This window comes from Neorhizobium sp. T6_25, assembly GCF_002968555.1.
In the GTDB taxonomy this organism is placed as follows: Bacteria; Pseudomonadota; Alphaproteobacteria; order Rhizobiales; family Rhizobiaceae; genus Neorhizobium.
The window spans coordinates 82,875-106,687 of the sequence record NZ_PVBL01000008.1 but is presented as its reverse complement, the minus strand read 5'-3'; the positions used below and the strand labels follow the sequence as shown (position 1 = coordinate 106,687).

Genomic DNA, 23,813 nt, shown 5'->3' with positions numbered 1-23,813 from the left:
TCCTGTCCTCTTCGCGGCAGCAAGGCTGCCGGATATGCAAGAAAAAACCGGCCCTCTTGGCGAGGGCCGGTTTTCGGTCGGCTTACTTGACGGCCTGGATCTGTTCCAGCAGGGCCTTCTGCTTCGGATCGGTGACGAACTTGTCATAGACCGGCTTCATGACGGCTGAGAACTCGTCCTTGTTGACCTTGATGACGTTGGCGCCACCGGCACGAACCTTGGCCTCCGAGGACTTTTCGCGGGCAGTCCAGAGTTCGCGCATCTTGACGACCGAGTCCTTGGCGGCCTGGCGGAAGATCTTCTGGTCTTCCGGCGTCAGCTTGTCCCAGGAGATCTTGGACATGACCAGGATTTCCGGGTTCAGCGAATGTTCGGTCAGCGTATAGTTCTTGGCGATCTCGTAGTGGCGGGCGGATTCATAGGAAGGCCAGTTGTTTTCCGCGCCGTCGACCACGCCGGTTTCGAGCGAGGAATAGACTTCGCCCATCGGCATCGGCGTCGGGTTGGCGCCGAAGGCCTGCATCATGGCGATCCAGAGGTCCGACTGCTGGACGCGGATCTTCATGCCCTTCAGGTCGGCAAGCTTGGTGATCGGCTTCTTGGTCGTGTAGAAGGAGCGCGCGCCGGAATCGTAATAGGCAAGGCCGATCAGGCCATGCGGTTCGAAGGCCTTCAGGATTTCGTCGCCGATCGGGCCGTCGACGACCTTGTGCATGTGCTCGGTCGAGCGGAACAGGAAGGGCAGGCCGAGAACGGTGGTCTGCGGTACGAGGTTGTTGAACGGTGCAGCATTGACGCGGTTCATGTCGATGACGCCGAAACGGGTCTGCTCGATCGTGTCCTTTTCACCGCCCAGTACCGAGTTGTTCATCACCTGAATCTTGATGCGGCCGTTGGTGCGCTGGGAGACCAGTTCGCCCATGTATTTGACGGCATCAACGGTCGGATAACCGTCCGGATGGATGTCGGCGGAACGCAGGGTAACCTGTGCATTGGCGGCCGTCGCGCCGAGCGCGAGGCCGAAGGCAAGGCCGAGCAATTTCGTGAGTTTCATGTTGTCCTCCTCTGTGTGAGCGCCGGAGCCTCCACGCCCCGGTCGTTGAATTTATCAGTCTTCCTCAGGCCTCCCGTGCCGTTTATCGGGCGGGCAGGCCGTAAAGTTCTTCGGGGTTTTTCACGAGTGCGAGCTCGCGTGCCGCATCGTCCGGCAACCAGCCGAGCACGGTATCGGTCAGCGCCGCGTCATCCGGATAGTCGGCCTGTTCGCGGGCGAGGTTATGCGGCCAGTTGGTGCCCCAAACGATGCGTTCCGGTGCATATCTGGCGATTTCCCGGGCGACCGCGGCGACATCGGCATAGTCCGGACCGCCGGCCTTCGAGGATTCGTAGACGCCGGCAAACTTGAACCAGCACCTGCCGCCGTCGATGAGGCGCTTGACGGCATCGACTTGCGGACTATCGGGCGTGACGCCGGCGAAGAACTTGCCGTGGTGATCGAAGACCCAGCGGGACTTCAGGTTCTTCAGGCGCTCTTCGTGGTCGAGAATGTTGCTGCCGTCGAACTGGACGGCGACCATCCAGTTGCGGGACGCAGCCTTGGCGTCGACGGCTTCGAGTTCCGACAGGTTCACCGCGCCTCCCGGCAGGTCCATGATGCGGGCGCCGACATTGCCGGCTGCTAGGAGGTTATCCAGTTCGGCTTCCGACGTGGTGCTATCGATCACGCAGACGCCACGGGCAACCGAACCGAATTCCGCAAGGCAGGCGTTGAGATTGGAATTGTCGCGCTGCTGGGCATTGCCCTGGGTGACGATGACCCGATCGATGCCGATCCAGCGCATGAACTGGAGATACTGGGCCGGTGTCGGCAAATCTCCAGCCGGAAGGCCCGGGCCGCCGGGCAGAGAGGGAAAACCCGGCAGATAAGCATGCATCTGAGTGTCGATCGCGCCCTTGGGCAGTTTGGTCTTGGGGGGCGTGCCGGAAAGGGTGCGGACGAGCATCAGATGTCTCCCATGCGGAATTCTTTGAGCGCATCGCGGTTGATCTCGATGCCGAGGCCTGGGCCGTTCGGGATCTGCACCACGCCGCGCTCGTGTTCGATCGGGGTTTTGATCACCGCCTGACGGAACGGGTTGTGGGTACGGTCGAATTCGAGGATCGGTTCGATCGGATTGACCCGAACCGGGCTCGGGATCATCGCCGCCATGAACTGCAATGCGGCGGCGATATGGACAGCGGTGCCCCAGACATGCGGCACGACGCGGATGCCGTGTAGGGCTGCCATGTCGGCAACGCGCTTGGCTTCGGTAAAACCACCGACGCCGGCAAGGTCGGGCTGCAGGATATCGACGGCGCGGGTTTCCACCGGCTCGCGCATGCCCCAGCGGCTGTGCCAGGTCTCGCCGCCGGCGACGGGGATCGGCTGGTGGGCGCGGACTTCGCGATAGGCGGCGAGCTGTTCCGGCACGACCGGTTCTTCGAACCAGTCGATGTTGAGCTCGGCAGCCGCCTGGCCGAATTTGATTGCCTCGATGGCGTCGTAACCATGGTTGGCGTCGACCATCAGCCGCATGTCGGGGCCGACGGCGTCGCGCACCGCGCGGATGACCCGCAGATCCTCCTCAACGCCGAAGCCGATCTTGATCTTGCTGGCGTGAAAACCCTGTTGCCAATAACCGGCGACGTCGGTCGCATTGTCCTCGACGCGGTCGACGCCGTCGCGCTTGAAGCTGCCGGTCGCATAGGCCTTGACGCTCTCGCGAAAACGTCCGCCGAGCAGGATCGAGACCGGCACGCCGAAATGCTTGCCCTTGATATCCCAGAGCGCGATGTCGATGCCGGACAGTGCCGTGACGGCAAGGCCGCGCTGGCCCTGGTCGCGCAGGGCGTTATAGAGCCGCGCCCAGATCTTTTCGGTTTCGAGCGGATTTTCGCCGACCAGCCAGTTCGCGTAGGCAGCGACCACGGCTGCATTCGGCCGGGCCGGGCCGAGGCATTCGCCCCAGCCGATCGTGCCGTCGTCGCACTCGATCTCGACGAGCACATGGGCGCGGCGATCGAAGCGCATCGAGGCGCTTTCGAAGGCGACGTCGAGCCTGTGTTCGAGGAGATGGGTGCGGACGGACGCGATCTTCATGGATTAGCGCTTCCAGGGGCCGATGAGCTTCAGGAGCATCTCTTCTTCTTCCGCCGTCAGGTCGTCGAGCGGCGGACGTACCTTGCCGGCGTCGAAACCCTGCAGGCGCACACCGGCCTTGATGGCCGAGACGGCATAACCCTTGCGGCGATTGCGGATGGCCATGAAGGGATAGAAGAAGTCCTTGAGGATTTCCTCGCAGCGGGCACGGTTGCCTGCGCGCAGCGACTTGTAGAAGTCGACCGCAAGACCCGGCACGAAGTTGAAGACCGCCGACGAATAAGTGGTGAAGCCGGCGCCGAGATAGGCTTCGGCGAAAAGTTCGGCGGTCGGCATGCCGCCGAGATACATCAGCCGGTCGCCCATCGTGGCGGTGATCTGTCGGACAAGCCCGATATCGCCGCTGCCGTCCTTGAAGCCGATCAGGTTCGGGCACTCGTCGCAGAGGCGCTTCAGCGTGTCGACCGACAGGATCGAGTTGTCGCGGTTATAGACCATGACACCGATGCCGACCGACTGGCAGATGCGCTTCACATGCTGGTAAAGGCCTTCCTGCGGCGCATCGATCATGTAATGCGGCAGCAGCAGGATGCCATCGGCGCCGGCCTTTTCGACCGCGCGGGCCATTTCCACGCCCACATGGGTGCCGAAACCGCAGCCGGAGACGATCGCGGTCTTGCCGGCGGCTTCCTTGGCGGCCGACACGATGCCGGGGACTTCATTGGGGGACAGCGAGAAGAATTCGCCCGTGCCGCCGGCGGCAAACAGGACCGGTGCATCGAAGCCCGACAGCCATTCCACATGGCGGCGATAGCTTTCCGGCTGGAACTCGCCTTCCGCGTCGAAATGGGTGACGGGAAAGGACAGCAGGCCGGCACCAAGTGCAACCTTGATTTCTTCAGGCGTCATCATTCAGAAAATTCCTTTGTAAGCGTCTCCTCCAGACAAAAATTGTCGTACAGGTCGCCTCGACTTGTGTCAACAAGTCATCTTACAGATTCGCGCAACTCCCGGAGGAGGGTGCGATAGCGCAGCTGCGCGCCCCGCAGATGCCGGCGCATCGCGTCGCGGGCGCGTTCCTCGTCGCCGTCGGAAATCGCCACGACGATCGCGTTGTGCTCCTCGTCGAGCAGCTTGATATAGGCAGCCTGATCAGCCTCCGAATCGTCCGGGCGCAGGGCTGCGCGCGGGATCAGGCTGCGGCCGATCATGGTCAGGAATTCGCGGAAACGGGGATTGTTGGTGGCTTCGGCAATGGCAAGGTGCAGCGCGAAATCCGCCTCGCTGGTTGGTTTTGCGGCCTCGAGACAGGCGCGGACCGCATAGTGGCGATCGAGAATGACTTCTTCCTGCGCGGGCGAGCGGCGAAGTGCGGCAAGTCCCGCGGCCTCGACTTCTACCGCGGTTCTAAGCTCCAGGAGCTCGATCATCGAGGATACGCGGGCAAGATCGATATTCGAGAGGGAGAGCATGACCGGCTGCACGTTGCGCGACGGCTCCAGCACGAAGACGCCGGCGCCCTGACGCGCTTCCACCAACCGGTCGGCGCGCAGCGATGCGATCGCCTCGCGCACCACGGTGCGGCTGACGCCATGCGCCTCGGTCAGCTGCGCTTCGCTCGGCAGGCGTGAGCCCGGAGGGAACTGGCCTGCCGCAATCGCCTGGCGCAGCGTTTCTCCGAGGCGGGAAACAAGCGTCCTCGATCCCTTGCCGGTATCGAGTCTGGTTTCAACGCTCATTCGTTCCTCCCTGCGCAGCGGCGCATCACAATATCGCGTCAACCCATATGTCAAGTCGAGCGCCACTCCGAACCCGCTCCAACTTATTGACCACGTTTCATCAACATGTATGATAAGTGTCGACGCTTGTCACGAACAAGTTGGCCGACAGACTGGCCATCACTGGATTGCCGCGGCCAATGCGCCGCTTTCGGAGGATGATTTCTTGAAAAGACTTTTGATCACCGGTGCCGGCGGCGGCCTCGGACGCGCCATGCGCTCGCGTCTCGCCGGTTTTGCCGAAACGCTTCGCCTCTCCGATATCGTCGATCTCGGCCCAGCCGGTCCCAATGAAGAAACGGTCGTCTGCGACCTCGGAGATGCCGACGCGGTCATGAAGCTGGTCGAAGGCTGCGACGGTATCCTGCATCTCGGCGGGGTTTCGGTCGAGGACAAGTTTTCGAAGATACTCAACGCCAACCTGCTCGGCCTCTACAATCTCTATGAGGCCGCCCGTGCACATGGCCAGCCGCGTATCCTGTTCGCCAGCTCCAACCATGTGGTCGGTTTCTACCGCCAGGACGAGCACATCGACGTCAAGGCTCCGATGAAGCCGGATGGTCTCTACGGCGTTTCGAAATGCTTCGGCGAGGCTCTGGCGCGCATGTATTTCGAGAAATTCGGCCAGGAGACGGCGCTCGTCAGGATCGGCAGCTGCTTCGAAAAGCCGATCAACCACCGCATGCTGTCCGGCTGGATGTCCTATGACGACTTCGCGTCGCTGATCGACTGCGTCTTCCGCGCGCCGATGCTCGGCTGCCCGATCATCTGGGGCATTTCCGACAATGACAGCAAGTGGTGGGACAATTCCCACGCGTCCTATCTCGGCTGGAAGCCCAAGGACAATGCCGAACGCTTCCGCGCCGAGCTCGATGCCAAGGGGCGTCCGGAACCGACGTCCCCGGCCGCCGTCTACCAGGGCGGCATGTTCACACAGGACCCGATCTTCGCGGAGGACTGAGCCCGCACGGCGGGTTCTTGTTTCCGCCTTTTAGGCCCACCACATCAGCTTCTTCTACAACCTTCCCTTTTCCGGGAAGGTGTTTTCCGGAGTTCTGTGATGGGATTTATCGATATCAATCCTCCCGTCCCCGAAGATAGCGTGCTTCTCGACGCCTATTCGGAGACGGTTGCCGGCGCGGTCGACCGCGTCGGTCCTGCCGTCAGCCGCATCGAGCGGCTCGGCGGGGTTGCTGGCCAAGGCGGACACGGGTCGGGCTTTGCGATTTCGCCCGACGGCCTGATCATCACCAACCACCACGTCGTTTCCGACGCCAAGACCGTCCGTATCCGCAGTGCCAATGGTGCTGTCGGGCAGGGCAGCGTGCTCGGTCGCGATGCCGACACGGATATCGCGCTGGTGCGTGCCGACATGGACGTGCAGGCCTGGGCACGGCTCGGCGATTCCCAGAAACTGCGGCGTGGCCATATCGCGATCGCGATCGGCAACCCGCTCGGTTTCGACTGGTCGGTGACATCAGGCGTCGTTTCGGCTTTGGGTCGCTCGATGCGGTCGTCCACCGGCAGACTGATCGATGACGTCGTACAGACGGATGCGGCACTCAATCCGGGCAATTCCGGCGGCCCGCTGGTATCGGCCTCGGGCGAGGTGGTCGGCGTCAATACGGCGGTCATCCGCGGCGCACAGGGCATCGCCTTTGCGGTTGCCTCCAACACGGCCAATTTCGTCGTCTCGGAGATCCTGCGCTTCGGCCATGTGCGGCGTGCCTTTATCGGCATCGTCGTCGATACGACAGCGCTGCCGCGCCGCGTCGCGGTGAAGGCCGGCATGACGCAGGAGACGACGGTGCGCATCCGCCGCATCGATCTCGGCAGCCCGGCCGACCAGGCGGGGTTGAAGGAGGGCGATTTCATCCTGGCCATCGACGGCCAGCCCGTCGGTGGCGCCGATGATCTGATCCGTCTGCTGGACGGGACGCGGATCGGCAAGGAGACGCCGATCTCCGTCTACGACCTCGACTCGCGGATCGTCGACCGCGTGCTGGTTCCAGCCGCACGGCCGCAGAGCTGAGCATGCTGTTTCTCTTCAGGTCCTCGTCCTCGAGGTCCTAAGCCAGCCGGTAGCGAAGTCTTTCCCGTGCGGTTTCATCGAGGCCGAGCGAAGAGAGATAGGCCTCGATGCCGCCGTGGCGATAGCGGATATGGTCCAGTGCCTGCCGCATGCTGCGCGGTTCCGAGGCAAGAACGATATCGACCAGCTCGGGCGAAGTGCCGCGGCCGAGGGTGCGGTCCCTGAGGCGCGCGATCAGCGGCCCGGAAATGGTCGCCGTCAGAGCATAGTCTTCAACGATGGTTGCCTCATCGACGCCGGCATTGGCAAGCAGCAGTGCCGAGATCACGCCGGTGCGGTCCTTGCCGGCGCTGCAATGGAAGAGCACCGCTCCGTCCGGCGCGTCGGCGATGGTCTTCAGGACTTCGGCAATCGCCGGCTGGCAGTCGTCGATCGCCTGGCAATAACGATCGCCCATGTCGAAGCTCAAGACGGCATTCGCCATCATCTCGACTGGTGCAAGCGCCGAAAACACCGGCGTGTTGTGGTAGCGCACCTTGGCATGGCCGGTGAATGGGTTGGCTTCGGCGGCGATCTCGTGGGCATTGCGCAGGTCGATGACGGTGGTCAGCCCATTGTCCAGCAAGGTATCGATATCGGCCTCGCTCAGGCGATGCAATGCGTCGCCGCGCAGGATCGAGCGCCAGCGGGTCAGGCCGCCATGTGCGGTCTGGTAACCGCCGAGGTCGCGGACATTGTGGGCGCCTTCCAGCGCGATCAGGCGTTCATGCGCGTTTTCTGGGGCAAACATATCAGCGGATTCCGGATTTCATGAAGGATTCGATGACGTGGCGCTGCAGGACCAGATAGATGATCAGGATCGGCAGGCTGGCGAGTGCGGCGGCCGCCATCAGCGGCCCCCAGAGATTGCCCTCCTGGGTCATGAACATCTGCAGGCCGATCTGGACGACCGAGTTTTCCGGCTTTCGCGACAGCAGCAGCGGCCAGAAATACTCGTTCCAGGCGGAGATGAAGGCGATGATCGACAGGGAGGCGATCGGAGCGCCCATGTTCGGCACCACGATCTGCCAGAGGATCTTCCAGCTTCTGGCTCCGTCGATGCGCGCCGCTTCGAGGATCTCGGTCGGGAAGGAGCGCATCGCGTTATAGAGGAGCAGGATCGCGAAGGCGTGCGCCGCATTCGGCACGATGAGACCGGTCAGCGTATCCAGAAGACCGAGCCGCGAAGCGAGCACGTAGTTGGGGATCATCGTGACCTGGAACGGCACCAGCCAGGAGAGCGCGATAAGGCCGTGGATGACGCCGGAAAGGCGCATGCGCCAGCGCACCAGCGCATAGGCCGCGAACAGGCCGGTCACGACCTGCAGCAGGGCGGTCGCTGCGGATACGATCGTGGTGTTGATCAGCATGCCGATCATCGGAATGCGGGTCAGCACGAAGACATAGTTTTCCAGCGACGGATTGCTGGGCCAGAGCGAGGTGGAGAAGATCTCGTTTTCCGGCCGAAGAGAGGTGACGATCATCCAGTAGATCGGAAAGATCGACAGGAAGGACAGAAGGATCATCACCGCATGCACCGCAAGCCGGCGGGCATTGCCGGACTTTGGACCGCCGGAAGTGAGCGCGGTGCTGTCGGGGGAGGCATCAGTTATCATAGATCGCAAACCTCTTGGTCAGCCACATGCATCCTGCCGCGATGACCGCAAAACCGGCAAAGGCGATCATACCGGCCGCCGAGCTCCAGCCGGCGGACATGGTCTGGAAACCGTATTCCCAGAGCAGGTAGAAGATGTTGGTGGTCGATTTCAGCGGGCCGCCATTGGTGAGCACGTTGATATAGGCAAAGCTCCACTGCGCCCCGAACAGGATCGTCATCATCGACAGAAGCAGGATGGTCGGCGACAGCAGCGGCAGGCGGATGTCGCGGATGATCCCCCAGCGGCTGGCGCCGTCGATGCGCGCCGCCTCGATATAGGAGGAATTGATGCCGGCATTGGCGGCGGAAAACAGGAGGGTGGAAAAGCCGATCAGCTTCCAGCCGGTGATCCAGGTCAACGTCGCGAGCGCGTAATTCGGGTCGGTCAGGAAGCCGATGCGGCCGAGACCGATCGTCTCCAGGCCGAGCGTGACCAGCCCCTGATCCTCGTTGAGCAGCCAGCGCCAGAGGATAGCGGCAACCACGGGCGCGACGATCATCGGCACGAAGATCAGCGCGCGGTAGATCGTGCGGGCGCGGCCTTCGAGATCCTGGGTCCAGATCGCCACGAAAAGGGGAATGATCACCGACATCGGGAAGAGGCCGAGAATGTAGAAAAGCGTGTTCCAGAGGGCGGCGCGCATCTCGGGCAGGGCGAAGAGGCGCTGGTAGTTGGTCAGACCCACATAGCGCTGCGGCGAGGTCGGCAGCATGTTCCACTGGTAGAAGGAGAGCTGGAACGCCTCGACCAGCGGCACATAGGTCCACATCATCAGGAGGCAGAGCGCCGGCGCGAGATAGAGCCAGGGCTGCACGGTGAATGTGCCGCGCTGGCGGGCAGCCGTGGGCGCGCGGGCAAGGGTGAGCGGTCTTGCGAGATCGGCCTGGATATCGGTCATGAAATTTTCCCGAAAGGACCCCGAGGGGACAACGACGCCGGACGGGAAAAGCGAGACCCGCCCGGCATCTCCTCGTGACGGTTACGGCATCAGGCCCTGGCCCTGGTCCTGGGCGGCTTTCAGAGTTGCGATCGGATCGCCCTTGCCGAAGACAGCTTCGCGCACCGAGTCCATCATCATCTTCTCGACCTGCCGGTAGTTGGGACCGGGGAAGGCGACATTGGCGGTAAGACGGTTCAGCTGTTCCAGGTTGGCGCGGAACATCGGGTTCTCCTTGACCCACGGGCCGAGGTAGTTCGGGTCGTCGACGATATCGAGACGCAGCGGCAGGTAGCCGATCTTGCTGGTGATGATCGTGTAGGCTTCCTTGCTCGTCAGGTACTTCAGGAGCTCGTAGGCCGCACGCTGCTTGGCCGGATCCTTGCTGAAGACGAACAGGGCGCTGCCGGAATTGGTCGGGGCTGTCGGCTTTTCGCCGAAGGACGGCATAGGGGCGATACGCAGATCGAACTTGCCCTGGGCGGCCTTCTTGTAGGAGCCAAGCACCGCAGTCGTATAGACGAACATGCCGAGATTGCCCGCTGCAAACGTGTCGGAACCGCTGGCCGGATCGATCCTGGCATGAGCGCCGCTATCGACCATGTCGCGCAGCATCTTGACGGCCTCGGCGGCATTCTTGTCCGCGTAAGTGAGCTTGTTGCCGTCGCGCACCCTGCCGCCGTTCGACATGACGATCGCCTGGTAGACGAAGGTGCCGTCGCTCGGGCCGTAGGCGCCCGGGAAGAAGCCGTTCTTGCCGATCTTTTCCTTGATCGCCTTGCCGGCGATGTTGACGTCGGCCCAGGTCTTCGGCGGGTTGTTCGGGTCCAGACCTGCCAGCTTGAAGAGGTCACCGTTGTAATAGAGGACAGGCGTCGAGAAGGTGTAGGCGAGACCGTAGGTCTTGCCGTCGACCTTGCCGAGTTCGAGACCCTTCGGGATCATGCCGGCGAGATGCTCTTTCAGTTCCGCCGGCTTCACCATGTCCTCGAGCGCGTTGCCGCCGAGGTCGCTGGCGATGAAGATCAGGTCGCGGAAGGTGAGCTGGGCGACGTCCGGCTGTTTGCCGGCGACAATATCGGCCTGGACGCGGTTGATGATCTCGTTCGAGGGAACGGCGATCGTCTCGACCTTCACGTTGGGGAATTTCTTCTCGAAACCGGCAATCAGTTCCCGCGTGGCATCGGCGCCGGCGCTCGCAGAAGCGAGGTTGTAATTGTAGAAGCTGATCGTCACCGGCTTGTCGACCGTGGCGGGCATTTCGGCGAGGGCGCCGACCGGGAGGCCAAGAGGCAACATCGAGGCGGCGGTGAGCGTCGCCATCAGCTTGAGCGTGGTTCTGCGCAGCATTTTGCGTGTCTCCGGATGAGGGTTATTCGGCGGCGACGGGCATTGCCCGAGCCATCAGAAGTTCCAGCGGATAGGTATTGAGTTCGGCGCGGTCGGACGGCAACGGCACGAAGGCCATGGTGAGGCCGGACGGGCGGATGGTGCCGATCCCGAAGGACGTGCCGCGCACCATGCGCAGGATGTCGGTGCGCAGGATGTCGGTCGCGGCGTGCTGGCCGGTGCCGACGACGACCGGAATGCCGTGCCAGACCGAGACGCGGTCGTGATGGATATGGCCGCTCAGAATGCCGATGATATTGCGGCCCTTCAGCAGTTCGCGGAAACGCTCCGACTGCGGAAAGTGGATCGTCCGCCAATGGGCGGCATCGGCCTCTTCGCCGAGCGCCGGCGGGTGGTGGACGACGATCAGCTTCGGCAGCTCTGAATGGCTGTCGAGCGTCGAGGCGAGCCAGTCGAACTGTTCCGGATCGATCGTGCCGCCGATCAGGCCGGGCGTCGTCGAGTCGATGGTGACGATGTGGATGCCGTCGATGATCGTGTCGTGGTCGTAGGGTGCATCCGGATCGTCGGTCTCGATGCCCATGCCCTCGTAGAAGCCGGGGCGGGTGTCGTGATTGCCGAGCGCGTAGATGACCGGAACATCGATCCTGGCGTCGATAATGTCCTTCAGCCGACGAAAACTTTCCGCATCGCCGCGATTGGTGAGATCGCCGCTGGCGATGACGAATTGCGGCTTCGGCGTCACGGTCGCGACGAGATCGAGCACCTGATGCAGCGTCTCGGTCGTGTCGCTGTGCAGATGGCTGTCATCGGCGGTGCCGATGTGCAGGTCGGTCAGATGGATGAATGTCGTTTCGCGTCGCACCGGATGCCTCCATGGATGACGGTTTCGTCAGGGGGACCGTTAGAAGGGGTTTGTTTCCTGGTCGTGACGGATTTCGAATGCCGTTCGAAACCGGTTCAGCGGCGGAACATCGGCGCGATCACCTCGACCATGCGGGCGATGACGATGTCCGGATCATCGAGGTCGATGCCGTAATTGGTCAGCACTTGCGTACGCGACCGGGAGCGGGTGACCTGCGAGCGGATGCCGAGCGCGCAATTGAGCCGCCAGCCGATGTCCACCTCGTCGAGCCAGGGCGAGATCCGCTTCAGATGCGGGACGAAAGCTCGGTGATGTTCGACGTTATCGATGATGCGGCGGTAGTGCGGTGCGCGTTCCCGGTGGGTCTTCGCCATCGAGGTGAAATGCGACAGGACCGGATAGCTGGAGGTCGGGTCGAGGCTCCAGCGGATCGAGGGACCGACCAAAGCTGCGATGACTTCATCGAGATCGGGCGGATCGGGCGCCCGCCGGTCGACGGCTTTGCGGAGCAAGCTCAATCGTTCTGCATTGAGCCGCCGATAGACACGCTCTGCGACCGCTGCCACAAGTTCTTCCTGGGAGCCGAAATGGTAGCTGATGGCGGAAGGGGTCGCATGCGCCTCGATGGCGATCCGCCGGGCGGTCAGATCCTCGAAAGCTTCGGCTTCGCAAAGCAGATGCTCGCAGGCATCCATGAGCCTCATGGCTGTGAGATTGGCGCGGCCGTGCATGAACTCACCCTCGACAACCGCAGTCTAGGCAGATTTTGTGTAGGGCGGATGACAGCAGGCGGCCGACTAGGCCAGGTCCGCGCGGGCCGTTTCCTTGTCGAGCGGCCGGGCGAAAGGCACGGGCCAGCTGTCCCTTTCGTCATCTCCATCCTCGCCGTCCCGGAACTCGTCCATGCGGTGCTTGATGGCCAGCGCATAGATCGTATCCAGAATGTTCCGGTCACGCAGGTGCGGATCGCTCAACCCGAGCAGAGCCGCCCTGACGATCTTCTTGCTCGACGTCTTCGGGCAGCGTTTGGTGACAAATTTAAACAATGCCTCGTCAGTCAGACCTTCCATGGCGCCGTCGACCAGCGCCTCGTAGACCTTTCGCTTTTCTCCCATTGAACTCTCCAGCACCAAATCAGAACGTCTTGTCACGCAACTGTCATCATTCATTTCGAGGGAAATATGGCAAGGGGCGGGAACCAAAGTTGTAATGTATAGCGTTCACTGAAACATATCTGGCCAGTTGAAACTGCGGCGTCGTCTCCCTAGTTTCGCGGCGTTCGAAGCGGGAGGATACGGGTGAGGATAGGTGCAGGAATTCTCCGGGCGATGATTTGTCTCGTCCTGGTGCCGATGAATGTATCGGCGCAGAGCCAATGGCAGCCGGTGGAGCAGATCCAGACCTATCCCGTCACCGGCGATTCCGGCGTCGATCTCTACGCTTCCATCGGACAGCGCGGCCCCAAGGTCGGCAAGGAAGTGCGCGCCATCGCCCACACCAATTTCAAGCTGACCTGGACCCGCGATTACCGGCCGCAGCCTGATGGTGCCTGCACGCTGGTTTCGGCGCGGCCGAAGCTGATCATCACCTACACGTTGCCCAAGCCTGCATCGGCGCTTGCTCCCGACCTGAAGAAGAAATGGGATGTCTTCATCGCCGGCGTCTACAAGCACGAACTGGTCCACGGGGTGATCATCACCGACATGGTGAAGGAGATCGAGCGGGTGAGCGTGGGTCTCAGCGTCGCCAACGACCCGAAATGCACGAAAATCAGGACGGAACTGACGGCCAAGCTCGGCGAGATTTCGAAGGCGCAGCAGAAGCGCAGCAACGATTATGACCGGATGGAGATGAGCGAGGGCGGCAATGTCCACCAGCTCATTCTCCAATTCGTGAACGGCGCCGGTAAATAGGGCGCCGCTCGCATTGCTTCATTCGCAGTTTACCGGATCGCGGCGGCTCACCTATCTCCTGCGCATGACGTTGACGACGAGCACGCCGACGATCGCCATGATGCCGCCGATCGCGCCGATCAGGGTGGGCACTTCGCCGAGCCAGAGGAAACCGATCAGGGTTGCGGTCGGAGGAACGCCGTAAAGGAAATTGGAGGCTCGGGCTGCCGACAGGCGCTTCAGGGCTATTGCCCAGGTGACGTAACCGATCACCGTCGGGAAGAGCACGAGATAGGCGATGCCCCAATTTACCTCGGCAGGGGCGGCGGCGAGCGCCTGCAGGGCCGACGGAACGGTCGGCAGCAGCGGAATGGAGCCGATCAGCATCAGCCAGGCCGTGACGGCCAATGCGGGCATGCGGCCGAGGATCGGCTTCTGCAGCACGCTGGCAATCGCGGAGCAGAGGGCGGCGCCGAGGATGAGGATCGCGTTCGGATCGAGATCGAAGCCATCCTCGCCGGAGGCCGCGATCAGCGCCACGCCGGCAAAGGAGATCGCCGTTCCGACCCAGCCCCAGCGGCCGAACCGCTCGCCGAGCGCGAAAATGGCGATGAGTGCAGTGAAGACCGGCATGGTGTTGATGATGAAGCTCGCCGGACCTGCCGCGACCGTCCGTTCGCCCATGTTGAGGAGAACGGCATAGGCTGCGATGAAGAGCACTGCCGCGACGACGAGGCGGAGGATATCGCCCTTGGCCGGAAGAGCTGGCCGGGCAATTGCGAGATAGAAGACCGCGATCAAGGCGGCCGGAACATATCGTGCCGCGGCAAGCTCGATCGGCGTCAGCGGCCCGAGGCAGATCCGGATGACGACGAATGACGAGGCCCAGAAAACGATGGTTACCAGGATCGCCAGGAAGGCGATCACATCAAATCCCTGTCTTTCATCCGTTCCCGTACTCATGGCGACCGTGCTCATCTCTTTGCCCCTCAAAACTTGAAGTCAGGCAAAACTTGAAGTTAGGATTTAGCGCCTCTCATCCATGCTTGAAAAGCAACGCAATCGATGATCATATGTGCGTATGGTTCACTGCTCGCAGACTTTGCCGCCACTTGATACGCTCGAGACCTTCGCGCGGGCCGCGCGTCTCGGATCGTTTTCGGCAGCGGCGGAAGAGGGCGGCGTCACCCATGGCGCGGTCTCCCGGCAGATATCCCGGCTGGAGCGCTGGATGGGCGTGCGGCTTTTCTCTCGCGAGGCCCGCGGCGTGACGCTGACACCGGAAGGCACGCGGTTTTTCGCCCGCGCGGAGGAAGCGCTGGCCCTGCTCGGAGATACTGACGAGCGGTGGCTGCCACGCCGCAACAAGACGGTCGTCCGGCTTTCGGTGACGCCGTCGGTCGCCTCGCTCTGGTTGTTTTCGCGGCTGCCGAAGCTGGAGGCCAGCGATATCCACTTGGAAGTGATCCTGGAACATCGGCTGGCGGACTTCAGCGAGGGCATCGACCTGGCGATCCGTTGCGGCAAGGGGCCATGGGCCGGCGTGCGCAGCCTGCCGCTCTGGCAGGAGAAACTCGTGCCGATCGCCGCTCCGGCGGTGGCCGAACGTCTCGGCGGCCGCACCGATGCAAAATCACTGCTCGAATTGCCGATCCTGCACGATTCCAATGTCGAGGCCTGGCGGCGCTGGCTTGCCGTCGAGAGTGTCGATTACGTGCCGCGCGGGCAGGACCGGCGGTTCGAGGATTATAACCTGGTGATCGACGCCTGCGCGCATGGCCTCGGGATTGCGCTTGCCCGGCCGCCGCTTGCCGACGCCGCGCTTGCCTCCGGCCGGATCGTCGTCGTGTCCGACAGGACCATCGATCACCACGTCGCCTTCCACCTGATCCGCCCGAACGACGCGATGAAAGCTTCTGCCGCCGAGTTTGCCCGGCGTTTCCTGCAGGAGGCCGGGCTCGACGAAACGGCGATCGCAGCCTTCATCGCGCCCGGACGGGGAAAGGGTTAGCGCCGTCCTATTGGCAATTGCCGCTCCGGCTCTAGTTGCTTCGAAAATTGGACATGAGGAGCGTTCCATGAGCACACAGGCGACGATTGCAAGGATCTGGCGAGGGCGTACACGTACCTCGATTGCCGACGAATACGAGGCCTACCTGCTCGAGGCGGGCGTTCCGCCGCTCGTCAAGACAGCGCTTGCGGTCCAGCTTTTCCGGGAGGACCTCGGCGACGAAACGGAGTTCGTGACGACCTCCTACTGGCCCGACTTCGAGTCCATGGCAGCCTTTACCGGCGGCGACCCGAACAAGGTGCATCATCTCGATCGCGATCCGCATTATCTGGTTGAGCTGCCGGAGCGGGTGGCGATCATGAAAATCCTCATCGATCGGCGCTGAGGCGCATCGGATCGATTGGAAACCGCCGAGTGGATGTACCTTGCGGCAACCTCACTCGCCGCCATTCTCCCTGGCGAAGCGGGCAATATCGGCATGGGTGGCAAACCAGACGCCCTCGTGGCCCTGGATGTGCCTGATCAAATCCTCCAGCACGAAGATGCGCGAGCGGTAACCGGACACATGCGGGTGCATGGTCAAAAGGAACAGCCCGCCTTCGATATAGGCGCGGTCGAACTCCCGCTTGAAGATGTCGAGCACGGAGGTCGGCGGGGTGTAGGGGCGGAGCGCGGTAAACCGGTTCATGTTGAAATAGACGGCGTCATCGCGGATCCATTCGACCGGCAGTTCGACAATGCCGGTCGGCTCGCCGTCCTCGACCAGTTCGTAAGGATCGTCGTCGGCCATCAGCGAGGAATCATAGATCAGCCCGAGTTCACGCTCGATCTTCAGCGTCTCGTGCGAGAAATCCCAGGAGGGCGTGCGCATGCCGACCGGGCGGATGCCGGTGATCTTTTCGAGCGTGTCGGCGGCGCGGAAATGCAGTTCCCGTTCCTTGTCGGCCGGAACCTTGGTGTTCACCTCGTGGATCCAGCCATGCAGGCCGATCTCGTGGCCCTCGGCGATGACCCGCCGCTGTTCATCCGGGTAGAGGAGGGCTGCGACCGCGGGTACGAAGAAGGTCGCCGGGACATCGGCGTTCTTCAGCGTTTCGAGGATGCGCGGCACGCCCATGCGGTTGCCGTATTGCCCCTGGGACAGGCGACCGATCGATTCGCCGCCGTCGCGAAGTTCGTTGGTCTCATGGTCGCTGTCGAACGAAAGGGCGACCGCACAGCGGGCTCCACCCTTCCAGGTTTTCGGCTTCAGCGAGCGGCCGGCGCGCACCTTGTTGACCTTGCCGCGCCAGGTGGCCTCGTCCCATTCCCAGGGTTCCATATCCTGTTCTCCCTTTTTATTCGGCCGCCTCCGGCAGGACCGGCACGGCCGCGAGCAGCCGCTTGGTGTAATCGTGCTGCGGATCGGCATAGATCGTAGAGGCCACGCCTTCCTCGACGATTTTGCCGCGATACATGATCGCGACGCGGTCGCAGAGATGCCGGACAACGGACAGGTCGTGGCTGATGAAGAGCAGCGACAGGTCGAGTTCGGCGCGCAGGCGGATCAACAGGTTGATGATCTGCGCCTGGATCGACACGTCGAGCGAGGCGACCGGCTCGTCGCAGACGACCACATCCGGCTGCATGGCGAGCGCGCGGGCGATCGCGATGCGCTGCCGCTGGCCGCCGGAGAACTGGTGCGGGAAACGGTTGGCAAAGGTCGGATCGAGCCCGACCGCGGCCAGCCATTCCCCGACATAGACGGACGCTTCGGCCCGGGTGACAAGCTTATGGGCGAGCGGGCCTTCGGCGATGATATCGCCGATCCGCATGCGGCCGTTCAGCGAGGCAAACGGATCCTGGAAGATCGTCTGGATGCGAGTGGTGATTTTTCGCGCATTGCGGCCGTCGCTCATGACGGGCTTGCCGTTGAGGCGGATCGTGCCCGAGGTAGGGACCGTAATGCCGGCGGCCATGCGGCCGAGGGTCGATTTGCCGGAACCGGATTCGCCGACGAGGCCGAGCACTTCGCCGCGCTTCAACGTGATCGAGACGCCATCGACCGCCTGCACGACCGGCAGCGGCTGGGAAATGCCGGACTTGATCGCCAGGTTCCGGAACAGGCCGGCCGGCTTTTCGAAGCGCTTCATCGCGTTGTCGATGACCAGATAGGGGCTGCCGAGCGGCGGCAGGTTCAATGTCGCCGACTTGCGCGGCGGCGGGGCCGCATCGGCAATGCCGCTGCCGCGCAGCAGCAATTGGCCGGGCTTGGCGCGTGAGGGTAGCGCGTCGAGCAGCGCCTTGGTGTAGTCGTGCTGCGGGCGGGTGAGCACGCCGAGCGCCGGGCCGATCTCGACGATATTGCCGAACCTCATCACTGCGACGCGGTCGGCGATCGACGAGACGATCGCGAGATCATGGCTGATCCAGATCAGCGCGGTGCCGAGGTCGGCCACCAATTCTTTCATCTCGGCAAGGATTTCCGCCTGGATCGACACGTCGAGCGCCGTCGTCGGTTCGTCGCAGATGATCAGTTTCGGCCGGTGAAGCAGGGCGATGGCGATCGCCACGCGCTGGCGCATGCCGCCGGAAAACTGATGCGGGAAAAAATCCACCTTTCGTTCCGGCTCGCTGATCCGGACCTGGGCGAGCGCCTTGATCGCTCTTTCCCGTGCGTCAGCTCCGCTGATGTTCTCGTGCGCTTCGAGCGCCAGCCTGATCTGTGTGCCGATACTCAGGACCGGGTTCAAGGTCATCATCGGGTCCTGGAAGACCATCGAAATGGTCTTGCCGCGGATGGCGCGCAGTTCGTGGGCGGGCAGGCCGATCAGCTCGCGGCCCTCGAGCCTGATCGAACCCTCGACGATGCGGCCGGGTTCGTCGATCAGGCCGATGATCGAGAAGCCGGTGATCGACTTGCCGGAACCGGATTCTCCGACGAGGCCGAGCACTTCTCCCGGTGCCAGCGAAAACGAGACGCCGTCGACTGCCTTGATCTCGCCGCGTCCGCTCGGGAACCAGGTCTTGAGGTTGGTGACTTCGAGAAGCGGAGCACTCGTCGTTTCAGTCATCGGCGGAGCCTCGGATTGAGCTGGTCGCGGATCTGGTCGCCGACGAGGTTGAGCGAGACGATGAACAGGATCAGCGCCACGCCGGGATAGATCGAGATCCAGTAGCGGCCGGAAAGCAGATACTGGAAGCCGTTGGCGATCAGCATGCCGAGCGAAGGTTCGGTCGGCGGCAGGCCGACGCCCAGGAAGGAGAGGGTGGCTTCCAGCGAAATGGCGCTCGCCACCTGCACCGTCGCGACGACGATCAGCGGCGGCAGCGAGTTCGGCAGGATGTGCTTGACGACGACGCGCCAGGGTGACAGCGGGATCGAGAGCGCGGCCTCGACATAGTCCTTCTGTCTTTCGGCCGATGCCGCGCCATGGGCAGTGCGAGCGAAATAGGCGTACTGCGCAAAGATCAGCGCCATGATCAGCTGATAGCGCCCTTGGCCGAGAAGGGCCGCGATGACGAAAGCGAGCAGGATTGCCGGGAAGGAAAGCTGTAGATCCACGATACGCATGGCAAGGCTCTCGAAACGGCCGCCGATATAGGCGGCCGAGCAGCCGACGACCGCGCCGATGACGAAGGCGATGCCGCCAGCGATCACGCCCATCTGCAGGGAGATGCGAAGCCCGTAGATGATCGCCGACAGGAGGTCGCGGCCTTGCGAGTCCGTGCCGAGCCAATGGGTGTAACCGCCGGTGCCGACATAACCCGGCGCTCGCCGGGCATCGCGCAGCACCAGGCTGGTCAGGTCGTACGGATCCTGAGGGGTGACCAGCGGCGCGACGATCGCGGTTAGGACGATCAGCAGGACGACGATCGCGGCGCCCGTCGCGACCTTGTTGCGGAAGAATTCCTCGAGGAAACGGCCAAGCAGAGTATCGCGCATCAGGCACGGCCCTTTCGCAGGCGCGGATCGAGCAGCGCGTAGGTCAGATCGACGATCAGGTTGATGACGATGAACAGGAAGGCGACGAGCATCAGGTAGGCGACCATGACCGGCCGGTCGAGCGAGGTGATGCTGTCGATGATCAGCTTGCCGAGGCCGGGCCAGGAAAAGATGGTTTCGGTGACGACCGCAAAGGCGAGGGTCGAGCCGAGTTCCAGACCGAAGACGGTGACGAGCGGAATGGAGATCAGGCGAAGCACATGGCGGCTCAGCACCGTGAACTCAGACAGGCCGGCGGCCCGGGCGAATTTCACCGTGTCGCTCAGCATCAGTTCGCGGGTGCCGGCGCGGGCGAGGCGGATCATCAAGGAGAACTTGAAGAGCGCCAGGTTCAGCGCCGGCAGCACGAGATGCGAAAGCCCGTCGCCGGTCAAGAAGCTGAAATCGACGCCGAGCAGGCTGACCGTCTCACCGCGTCCGCCGGCCGGCATACAGCCGCATTGCACGGCAAAAACCATGATCAGCATCAGGCCGAACCAGAAGGTCGGCACCGAGAAACCGAGGATCGAGATCGCCATGATGGCACGGGAAATCAGGCTATGCGGCCGGTAGCCGGCATACATGCCGATCGGGATGCCGACGAGGCTGGCAAATAGAACGGCCGCCAGCGTCAGTTCCAGCGTCGCCGGCAGACGAGTGAGAATGAGTTGGCTGACCGGTATACTGTAGACAAGCGAGCGGCCGAAATCACCTTCGATCAGCCGGCCGAGAAAAGCGAAATATTGCCGCCACAGTGGCTGGTCCAGCCCATACTGGGCGATTACCGCAGCGCGGATGTCCTGCGTCGCATCCGGCGAGATCAGCACGTCGATGGGATTGCCGACGGCATAGACGCCGCAGAAGACGAGTGCCGACATCGCAATGACGACGATGGCCGCCTGCCACAGGCGTTGCAAGACGAAACCTAACATATATTCCCCTGTTCTTGTCCCCAGGCCCGTCTTCTGCGGGTTTCGTAGGGTGAGGCGTCCCGAGGCTGCCTCGCCGTCAGTGCCAGTCGTTTTCGAGAAGATCGCGGGTTTCGGCGACCGCCACATCCCAGATCGCCAGCATGTCCTCGTCGGGGCGCTGGTAGAGGCCGTGATAGTTTCCGTCCCCGAGGAGTTTCCGCTTGCTGCCCGCACCGACCTGGGCAAGGCCGGCGAAATCCACTTTCGGCTTGGCACCCGTCGGCTGACGCTGGTCTTTCGTGCGGGTCCAAGGGAAGTTTTCCATCCAGGAGGCGTGCGAGGCGGCTGGATCGATCTCCTGAACCTTTGCCCAGGTTTTGGGCGCCCGCCACCAGTCATGGAATTTCACAGAGGCATCAGGATGCGCATTCAGCCATTCGGAGATGACGGCGGTTGCCGGCGTGTTGCCGCCGTGGCCGTTGACGATCAGGATGCGGCGGAAGCCGGAACGGTGGATGCTATCCATCAAGTCGCGGATCACGCCGATATAGGTGGAGAGCGTCAACGTCAGCGTGCCGGGAAAGGTCGCAAACGACGAGGCAAGGCCATAAGGCACGACAGGGAAAACCGGGATGCCGAGCGGCTCGGCCGCGTCGAGCGAAATCTTTTCGGCAAGGATCATGTCGGTCGCGAGGCTGAGATAGGCGTGCTGCTCGACGCTGCCGATCGGGAGCACGCAGCGGTCGTCTTCCGCCGCCCGTTCCTCCACCTGCATCCAGTTCATATCCGCGATCTTCATGAAATCTCCATGCGATGCGCGTGCCGCGCAAAAACTAATCACAATCTCGCACAAAAGCACAAAAATTGTGCCTTGACAGGCGCTGGACCGATCAAATGCAAAGTTCCATACGGAACTAAAAAAAGAGATTGACAGCCAAATAAGCTATCGTCAAGTTCCATACGGAACAAAATCCAGGCCCAGATTTTGCAGGAGCTGACGGCATTGCAATTGGAAATCTCATCCTTCGATGCGCTCCTCAGGCAGGGCGGCAAGGCCGCGGCCGGCAGTCATGGCGTCGATGATCTGGTTTCCGTGAAGCTGTGGCAGAACCCCTGCTGGCTTTCGTTCCGCATCAATTTCCTGGCGCTGCAGTTCAACGAGCCGATCTATCGCTGGATCGAAAAAGAGTATGGGCTGGCCCGGCCGGAATTCGTTGTTCTCTATTCGCTCGGCCTTTCGAACGGCCTGACGGCGAGCGCTATCAGCAGCTCCTCGGGTTTCCCGAAGAATACGATGAGCCGGGCGATCCAGAAGCTGATCGACAAGAACATCATCCGGCGCGAGGTCGATGCGGCGGATCTTCGAAGCTTCGTCCTGTTCATCACGGACGAAGGAAAGCGCATCGTCGATCAAGCCATGCAGCCGATGGTGGAGCGCGAAAAGGTCATGCTGTCGGGGCTGACGCCTGCCGAAAAGCTGATGCTCTCCGAGCTGCTGGCGAAAGTCGTCGTGGACTCACCCAACTGGCCCCCAATGATAAATATAGAGGAGAACGAAGAATGACTATTCTCAAGACATTCCGCACAGCGGCTCTCGCCGCCGTACTGCTCGGCAGCGTTTCGGGTGCTGCACTTGCCGCCGACCTGATGATCGGCGTGCGCGCCGGGCCACTATCCGTCGATCCGCATTTCACCGCCGCCGGCACCCACGCCGAAGCGGTCAAGCATATCTACGACTCGCTGGTGAAATCCGGCAACAACCTCGAACTCGAGCCTGGGCTTGCGACCAGCTGGACCGCCATCGACAATACGACCTGGGAGTTCAAGCTCCGCCCGGGCGTCAAATTCCACGACGGCTCCGACTTCACCGCCGAGGATGTGAAGTTTTCGATCGAGCGCATCCCGGCGGTCACCGGCCCGAACCCGACCACCATTTATGTGCGCCGCGTCCGAGGCGTCGAGATCGTCGATCCGTTGACGATCCGCATCAAGACCGATGGTGCCGCGCCGAACCTGCCGAACGACTTCATCCGCCTGTTCGTCGTGTCGCACACCGCTGCCAAGGACTTTTCCGCCAATGCCGACAAGGCTTCGGAGGGTTTCAATTCCGGCAAAGCGGCGATCGGCACCGGTCCCTACAAGTTCGTCTCCTGGACGCCGAAGGAGCAGCTCGTGCTGCAGAAGTTCGACGGCTACTGGGGCGAAAAGGAGCCCTGGGACAAGGTGACCCGCAAGGAAATCCCCAACGACGCGGCCCGCGTTGCGCAGCTGAAAGCCGGCCAGGTCGACCTCATCTCGCGTATCCCGGCTTCCGACGTCCCGACGCTGGAGAAGGATACCAAGCTCACCGTCGTGCGCCAGAACAGTGTCTACCTCTTCAATATCGCCTTCGACTTCCGCGAGAAGCCGCCGCAGGTGAGCGCCAAGGACGGCTCGCCGCTGCCCAAGAACCCCTTCCTCGACCCCAAGGTGCGCGAAGCGTTCGATCTTGCGATCGACCGCGAAACGATCACCGAGATCGCCATGGAGGGCATGGGCACCGTTCAGTCGCAACTCGTGACGCCGAACATCTTCGGCTGGAATCCCAACGTCAAATCCACCAAAGCCGATCCGGCAAAGGCCAAGAAGCTGCTTGCCGAAGCGGGATATCCGAACGGCTTCAAGGTGACCTTCTCCTTCACCAACGACCGCCTGCCGGGCGACAAGGATGTCGGCACGACGATCGCCCAGATGCTGACCGCTGTCGGCATCCAGGCGGAGGCGAACGCGCAGCCGGGTGCCGTCTTCTTCCCGGCCAATACGCGCGGCGACTATTCGATGGCGATGTCCGGCTGGGGCACGCTGACGGGTGAATCGAACTACACGCTGTCGTCGCTTGCCCACAGCAACGACTCGGCGACCAAGCTCGGTGCCTTCAACCTGCGCGGTTATGTCAATAAGACGATGGACAAGCTGATCGAAGACGCCGCCGTCGAGATGGACCCCAAGAAGCGTGAAAAGTTCCTGATGGATGCCAATGCCCTGGTTTCGACCGATCGGCCCTATCTGGCGATCGCCTCGACCGTCTCGGCCTGGGGCATGAAGAAGGGCATCACCATCGTTCCCCGTTCCGACGAGGATACGCTGGCAATGAACATCCGCCCGGCGAAATAAGCCATCCCAACCTGCGATCTACCGGCCGGGCATCTCGCCCGGCCGTTTTTCCGAAAACTTCAAGTTCGGACGGGGAGAAGGACC

Annotated in this window: 25 protein-coding genes; 7 read left to right on the top strand and 18 right to left on the bottom strand. The window is 62.5% G+C overall.

The window, feature by feature from the left end:
- Positions 1-82: 82 nt before the first annotated feature.
- The 5 genes from C5L10_RS13135 to C5L10_RS13115 all read right to left on the bottom strand — a co-directional run bounded on the left by C5L10_RS13135 (position 83) and on the right by C5L10_RS13115 (position 4,878).
- Entirely contained in the window at positions 83-1,054 is a 972-nt protein-coding gene (locus C5L10_RS13135) for a TRAP transporter substrate-binding protein (protein WP_037083453.1), read from the bottom strand.
- An 82-nt stretch (positions 1,055-1,136) separates the two neighbouring features.
- On the bottom strand, positions 1,137-2,003 hold the full coding sequence (locus C5L10_RS13130) for an amidohydrolase family protein (RefSeq protein ID WP_105430030.1): 867 nt from the start codon (positions 2,001-2,003) through the stop codon (positions 1,137-1,139).
- Positions 2,003-3,139: a mandelate racemase/muconate lactonizing enzyme family protein gene (locus tag C5L10_RS13125; RefSeq protein WP_105430029.1), complete on the bottom strand. Its 1,137-nt coding sequence runs from the start codon at positions 3,137-3,139 to the stop codon at positions 2,003-2,005. The genes C5L10_RS13130 and C5L10_RS13125 overlap by 1 nt, the downstream gene beginning before the upstream one ends.
- 3 nt (positions 3,140-3,142) lie before the next feature.
- Positions 3,143-4,048, bottom strand: coding sequence for a 5-dehydro-4-deoxyglucarate dehydratase (gene kdgD, locus C5L10_RS13120; protein ID WP_105430156.1), 906 nt, complete (start codon positions 4,046-4,048; stop codon positions 3,143-3,145).
- 77 nt (positions 4,049-4,125) lie between these two features.
- Positions 4,126-4,878 (bottom strand): FadR/GntR family transcriptional regulator, encoded by a 753-nt coding sequence (locus tag C5L10_RS13115; RefSeq protein WP_105400657.1) that lies wholly within the window; start codon positions 4,876-4,878, stop codon positions 4,126-4,128.
- A gap of 205 nt (positions 4,879-5,083) precedes the next feature.
- Between C5L10_RS13115 and C5L10_RS13110 the strand changes: the two genes are divergently transcribed.
- On the top strand, positions 5,084-5,878 hold the full coding sequence (locus C5L10_RS13110) for an NAD(P)-dependent oxidoreductase (RefSeq protein ID WP_105424188.1): 795 nt from the start codon (positions 5,084-5,086) through the stop codon (positions 5,876-5,878).
- Between the two features lie 99 nt (positions 5,879-5,977).
- Positions 5,978-6,949 carry a S1C family serine protease gene (locus C5L10_RS13105; protein WP_105430028.1) on the top strand — a complete coding sequence of 324 codons (972 nt, stop codon included), beginning with the start codon at positions 5,978-5,980 and terminating at the stop codon, positions 6,947-6,949.
- 37 nt (positions 6,950-6,986) lie between these two features.
- Here the strand turns inward: C5L10_RS13105 and C5L10_RS13100 are convergent, their stop codons facing one another.
- From C5L10_RS13100 to C5L10_RS13070, 7 genes are all read right to left on the bottom strand, one after another.
- Entirely contained in the window at positions 6,987-7,739 is a 753-nt protein-coding gene (locus tag C5L10_RS13100) for a tyrosine-protein phosphatase (RefSeq protein ID WP_105430027.1), read from the bottom strand.
- A gap of 1 nt (position 7,740) precedes the next feature.
- Positions 7,741-8,604 (bottom strand): carbohydrate ABC transporter permease, encoded by an 864-nt coding sequence (locus C5L10_RS13095; RefSeq protein WP_105430026.1) that lies wholly within the window; start codon positions 8,602-8,604, stop codon positions 7,741-7,743.
- The gene (locus C5L10_RS13090) at positions 8,594-9,544 is read right to left on the bottom strand and encodes a carbohydrate ABC transporter permease (RefSeq protein WP_105430025.1); all 951 of its coding nucleotides are present in this window, start codon (positions 9,542-9,544) and stop codon (positions 8,594-8,596) included. The genes C5L10_RS13095 and C5L10_RS13090 overlap by 11 nt, the downstream gene beginning before the upstream one ends.
- A gap of 81 nt (positions 9,545-9,625) precedes the next feature.
- Positions 9,626-10,933, bottom strand: coding sequence for an ABC transporter substrate-binding protein (locus tag C5L10_RS13085; RefSeq protein ID WP_105430024.1), 1,308 nt, complete (start codon positions 10,931-10,933; stop codon positions 9,626-9,628).
- 22 nt (positions 10,934-10,955) lie between these two features.
- A complete protein-coding gene (locus C5L10_RS13080) occupies positions 10,956-11,798 on the bottom strand; it encodes a metallophosphoesterase (protein WP_105430023.1) in 843 nt (280 codons plus the stop codon).
- A 95-nt stretch (positions 11,799-11,893) separates the two neighbouring features.
- Positions 11,894-12,529, bottom strand: coding sequence for a TetR family transcriptional regulator (locus tag C5L10_RS13075; protein WP_105430022.1), 636 nt, complete (start codon positions 12,527-12,529; stop codon positions 11,894-11,896).
- Between the two features lie 66 nt (positions 12,530-12,595).
- Entirely contained in the window at positions 12,596-12,913 is a 318-nt protein-coding gene (locus C5L10_RS13070) for a hypothetical protein (RefSeq protein WP_046633313.1), read from the bottom strand.
- 213 nt (positions 12,914-13,126) lie between these two features.
- On the opposite strand from C5L10_RS13070, the gene C5L10_RS13065 reads away from it, so the two are divergent.
- Positions 13,127-13,711, top strand: a complete 585-nt coding sequence (locus C5L10_RS13065; RefSeq protein WP_046633315.1) for a DUF922 domain-containing Zn-dependent protease — start codon at positions 13,127-13,129, stop codon at positions 13,709-13,711.
- A 51-nt stretch (positions 13,712-13,762) separates the two neighbouring features.
- Here C5L10_RS13065 and C5L10_RS13060 read toward each other — a convergent pair whose 3' ends face one another.
- A complete protein-coding gene (locus C5L10_RS13060; RefSeq protein ID WP_105430021.1) occupies positions 13,763-14,668 on the bottom strand; it encodes a DMT family transporter in 906 nt (301 codons plus the stop codon).
- A gap of 103 nt (positions 14,669-14,771) precedes the next feature.
- Here C5L10_RS13060 and C5L10_RS13055 point away from each other — a divergent pair, with 103 nt between their 5' ends.
- Together C5L10_RS13055 and C5L10_RS13050 are read left to right on the top strand one after the other, a co-directional pair.
- On the top strand, positions 14,772-15,701 hold the full coding sequence (locus tag C5L10_RS13055) for a LysR substrate-binding domain-containing protein (protein WP_105430020.1): 930 nt from the start codon (positions 14,772-14,774) through the stop codon (positions 15,699-15,701).
- 67 nt (positions 15,702-15,768) lie between these two features.
- Positions 15,769-16,086 (top strand): hypothetical protein, encoded by a 318-nt coding sequence (locus C5L10_RS13050; RefSeq protein ID WP_105430019.1) that lies wholly within the window; start codon positions 15,769-15,771, stop codon positions 16,084-16,086.
- A 51-nt stretch (positions 16,087-16,137) separates the two neighbouring features.
- Here C5L10_RS13050 and C5L10_RS13045 read toward each other — a convergent pair whose 3' ends face one another.
- The 5 genes from C5L10_RS13045 to C5L10_RS13025 all read right to left on the bottom strand — a co-directional run bounded on the left by C5L10_RS13045 (position 16,138) and on the right by C5L10_RS13025 (position 21,375).
- A complete protein-coding gene (locus tag C5L10_RS13045; protein WP_105430018.1) occupies positions 16,138-17,022 on the bottom strand; it encodes a polysaccharide deacetylase in 885 nt (294 codons plus the stop codon).
- Between the two features lie 16 nt (positions 17,023-17,038).
- Entirely contained in the window at positions 17,039-18,754 is a 1,716-nt protein-coding gene (locus C5L10_RS13040; RefSeq protein ID WP_105430017.1) for an ABC transporter ATP-binding protein, read from the bottom strand.
- Positions 18,751-19,626, bottom strand: coding sequence for an ABC transporter permease (locus C5L10_RS13035; protein WP_046667477.1), 876 nt, complete (start codon positions 19,624-19,626; stop codon positions 18,751-18,753). Before C5L10_RS13035 ends, C5L10_RS13040 begins: the two co-directional genes overlap by 4 nt.
- Positions 19,626-20,597, bottom strand: a complete 972-nt coding sequence (locus tag C5L10_RS13030; RefSeq protein WP_105430016.1) for an ABC transporter permease — start codon at positions 20,595-20,597, stop codon at positions 19,626-19,628. The genes C5L10_RS13035 and C5L10_RS13030 overlap by 1 nt, the downstream gene beginning before the upstream one ends.
- A 76-nt stretch (positions 20,598-20,673) precedes the next feature.
- On the bottom strand, positions 20,674-21,375 hold the full coding sequence (locus tag C5L10_RS13025; protein WP_105430015.1) for a creatininase family protein: 702 nt from the start codon (positions 21,373-21,375) through the stop codon (positions 20,674-20,676).
- A gap of 204 nt (positions 21,376-21,579) precedes the next feature.
- Here C5L10_RS13025 and C5L10_RS13020 point away from each other — a divergent pair, with 204 nt between their 5' ends.
- Positions 21,580-22,140, top strand: coding sequence for a MarR family winged helix-turn-helix transcriptional regulator (locus C5L10_RS13020; RefSeq protein ID WP_046633332.1), 561 nt, complete (start codon positions 21,580-21,582; stop codon positions 22,138-22,140).
- Complete coding sequence (locus C5L10_RS13015) at positions 22,137-23,729, top strand: ABC transporter substrate-binding protein (protein ID WP_105430014.1); 1,593 nt, start codon at positions 22,137-22,139, stop codon at positions 23,727-23,729. The genes C5L10_RS13020 and C5L10_RS13015 overlap by 4 nt, the downstream gene beginning before the upstream one ends.
- Positions 23,730-23,813 lie beyond the last annotated feature (84 nt).

Excerpts from the sequence above, each read along its gene's own strand:
- C5L10_RS13050 (WP_105430019.1), top strand. The coding sequence starts at position 15,769 with ATGAGCACACAGGCGACGATTGCAAGGATCTGGCGAGGGCGTACACGT.
- C5L10_RS13065 (WP_046633315.1), top strand. The coding sequence starts at position 13,127 with ATGATTTGTCTCGTCCTGGTGCCGATGAATGTATCGGCGCAGAGCCAA.
- C5L10_RS13105 (WP_105430028.1), top strand. The coding sequence starts at position 5,978 with ATGGGATTTATCGATATCAATCCTCCCGTCCCCGAAGATAGCGTGCTT.
- C5L10_RS13035 (WP_046667477.1), bottom strand. The coding sequence starts at position 19,626 with ATGCGCGATACTCTGCTTGGCCGTTTCCTCGAGGAATTCTTCCGCAAC.
- C5L10_RS13030 (WP_105430016.1), bottom strand. The coding sequence starts at position 20,597 with ATGTTAGGTTTCGTCTTGCAACGCCTGTGGCAGGCGGCCATCGTCGTC.
- kdgD (WP_105430156.1), bottom strand. The coding sequence starts at position 4,048 with ATGACGCCTGAAGAAATCAAGGTTGCACTTGGTGCCGGCCTGCTGTCC.
- C5L10_RS13100 (WP_105430027.1), bottom strand. The coding sequence starts at position 7,739 with ATGTTTGCCCCAGAAAACGCGCATGAACGCCTGATCGCGCTGGAAGGC.
- C5L10_RS13095 (WP_105430026.1), bottom strand. The coding sequence starts at position 8,604 with ATGATAACTGATGCCTCCCCCGACAGCACCGCGCTCACTTCCGGCGGT.
- C5L10_RS13045 (WP_105430018.1), bottom strand. The coding sequence starts at position 17,022 with ATGGAACCCTGGGAATGGGACGAGGCCACCTGGCGCGGCAAGGTCAAC.
- C5L10_RS13060 (WP_105430021.1), bottom strand. The coding sequence starts at position 14,668 with ATGAGCACGGTCGCCATGAGTACGGGAACGGATGAAAGACAGGGATTT.
- C5L10_RS13125 (WP_105430029.1), bottom strand. The coding sequence starts at position 3,139 with ATGAAGATCGCGTCCGTCCGCACCCATCTCCTCGAACACAGGCTCGAC.
- C5L10_RS13015 (WP_105430014.1), top strand. The coding sequence starts at position 22,137 with ATGACTATTCTCAAGACATTCCGCACAGCGGCTCTCGCCGCCGTACTG.
- C5L10_RS13055 (WP_105430020.1), top strand. The coding sequence starts at position 14,772 with ATGGTTCACTGCTCGCAGACTTTGCCGCCACTTGATACGCTCGAGACC.
- C5L10_RS13130 (WP_105430030.1), bottom strand. The coding sequence starts at position 2,003 with ATGCTCGTCCGCACCCTTTCCGGCACGCCCCCCAAGACCAAACTGCCC.
- C5L10_RS13075 (WP_105430022.1), bottom strand. The coding sequence starts at position 12,529 with ATGCACGGCCGCGCCAATCTCACAGCCATGAGGCTCATGGATGCCTGC.
- C5L10_RS13115 (WP_105400657.1), bottom strand. The coding sequence starts at position 4,878 with ATGAGCGTTGAAACCAGACTCGATACCGGCAAGGGATCGAGGACGCTT.
- C5L10_RS13040 (WP_105430017.1), bottom strand. The coding sequence starts at position 18,754 with ATGACTGAAACGACGAGTGCTCCGCTTCTCGAAGTCACCAACCTCAAG.
- C5L10_RS13085 (WP_105430024.1), bottom strand. The coding sequence starts at position 10,933 with ATGCTGCGCAGAACCACGCTCAAGCTGATGGCGACGCTCACCGCCGCC.
- C5L10_RS13025 (WP_105430015.1), bottom strand. The coding sequence starts at position 21,375 with ATGAAGATCGCGGATATGAACTGGATGCAGGTGGAGGAACGGGCGGCG.
- C5L10_RS13090 (WP_105430025.1), bottom strand. The coding sequence starts at position 9,544 with ATGACCGATATCCAGGCCGATCTCGCAAGACCGCTCACCCTTGCCCGC.
- C5L10_RS13135 (WP_037083453.1), bottom strand. The coding sequence starts at position 1,054 with ATGAAACTCACGAAATTGCTCGGCCTTGCCTTCGGCCTCGCGCTCGGC.
- C5L10_RS13070 (WP_046633313.1), bottom strand. The coding sequence starts at position 12,913 with ATGGGAGAAAAGCGAAAGGTCTACGAGGCGCTGGTCGACGGCGCCATG.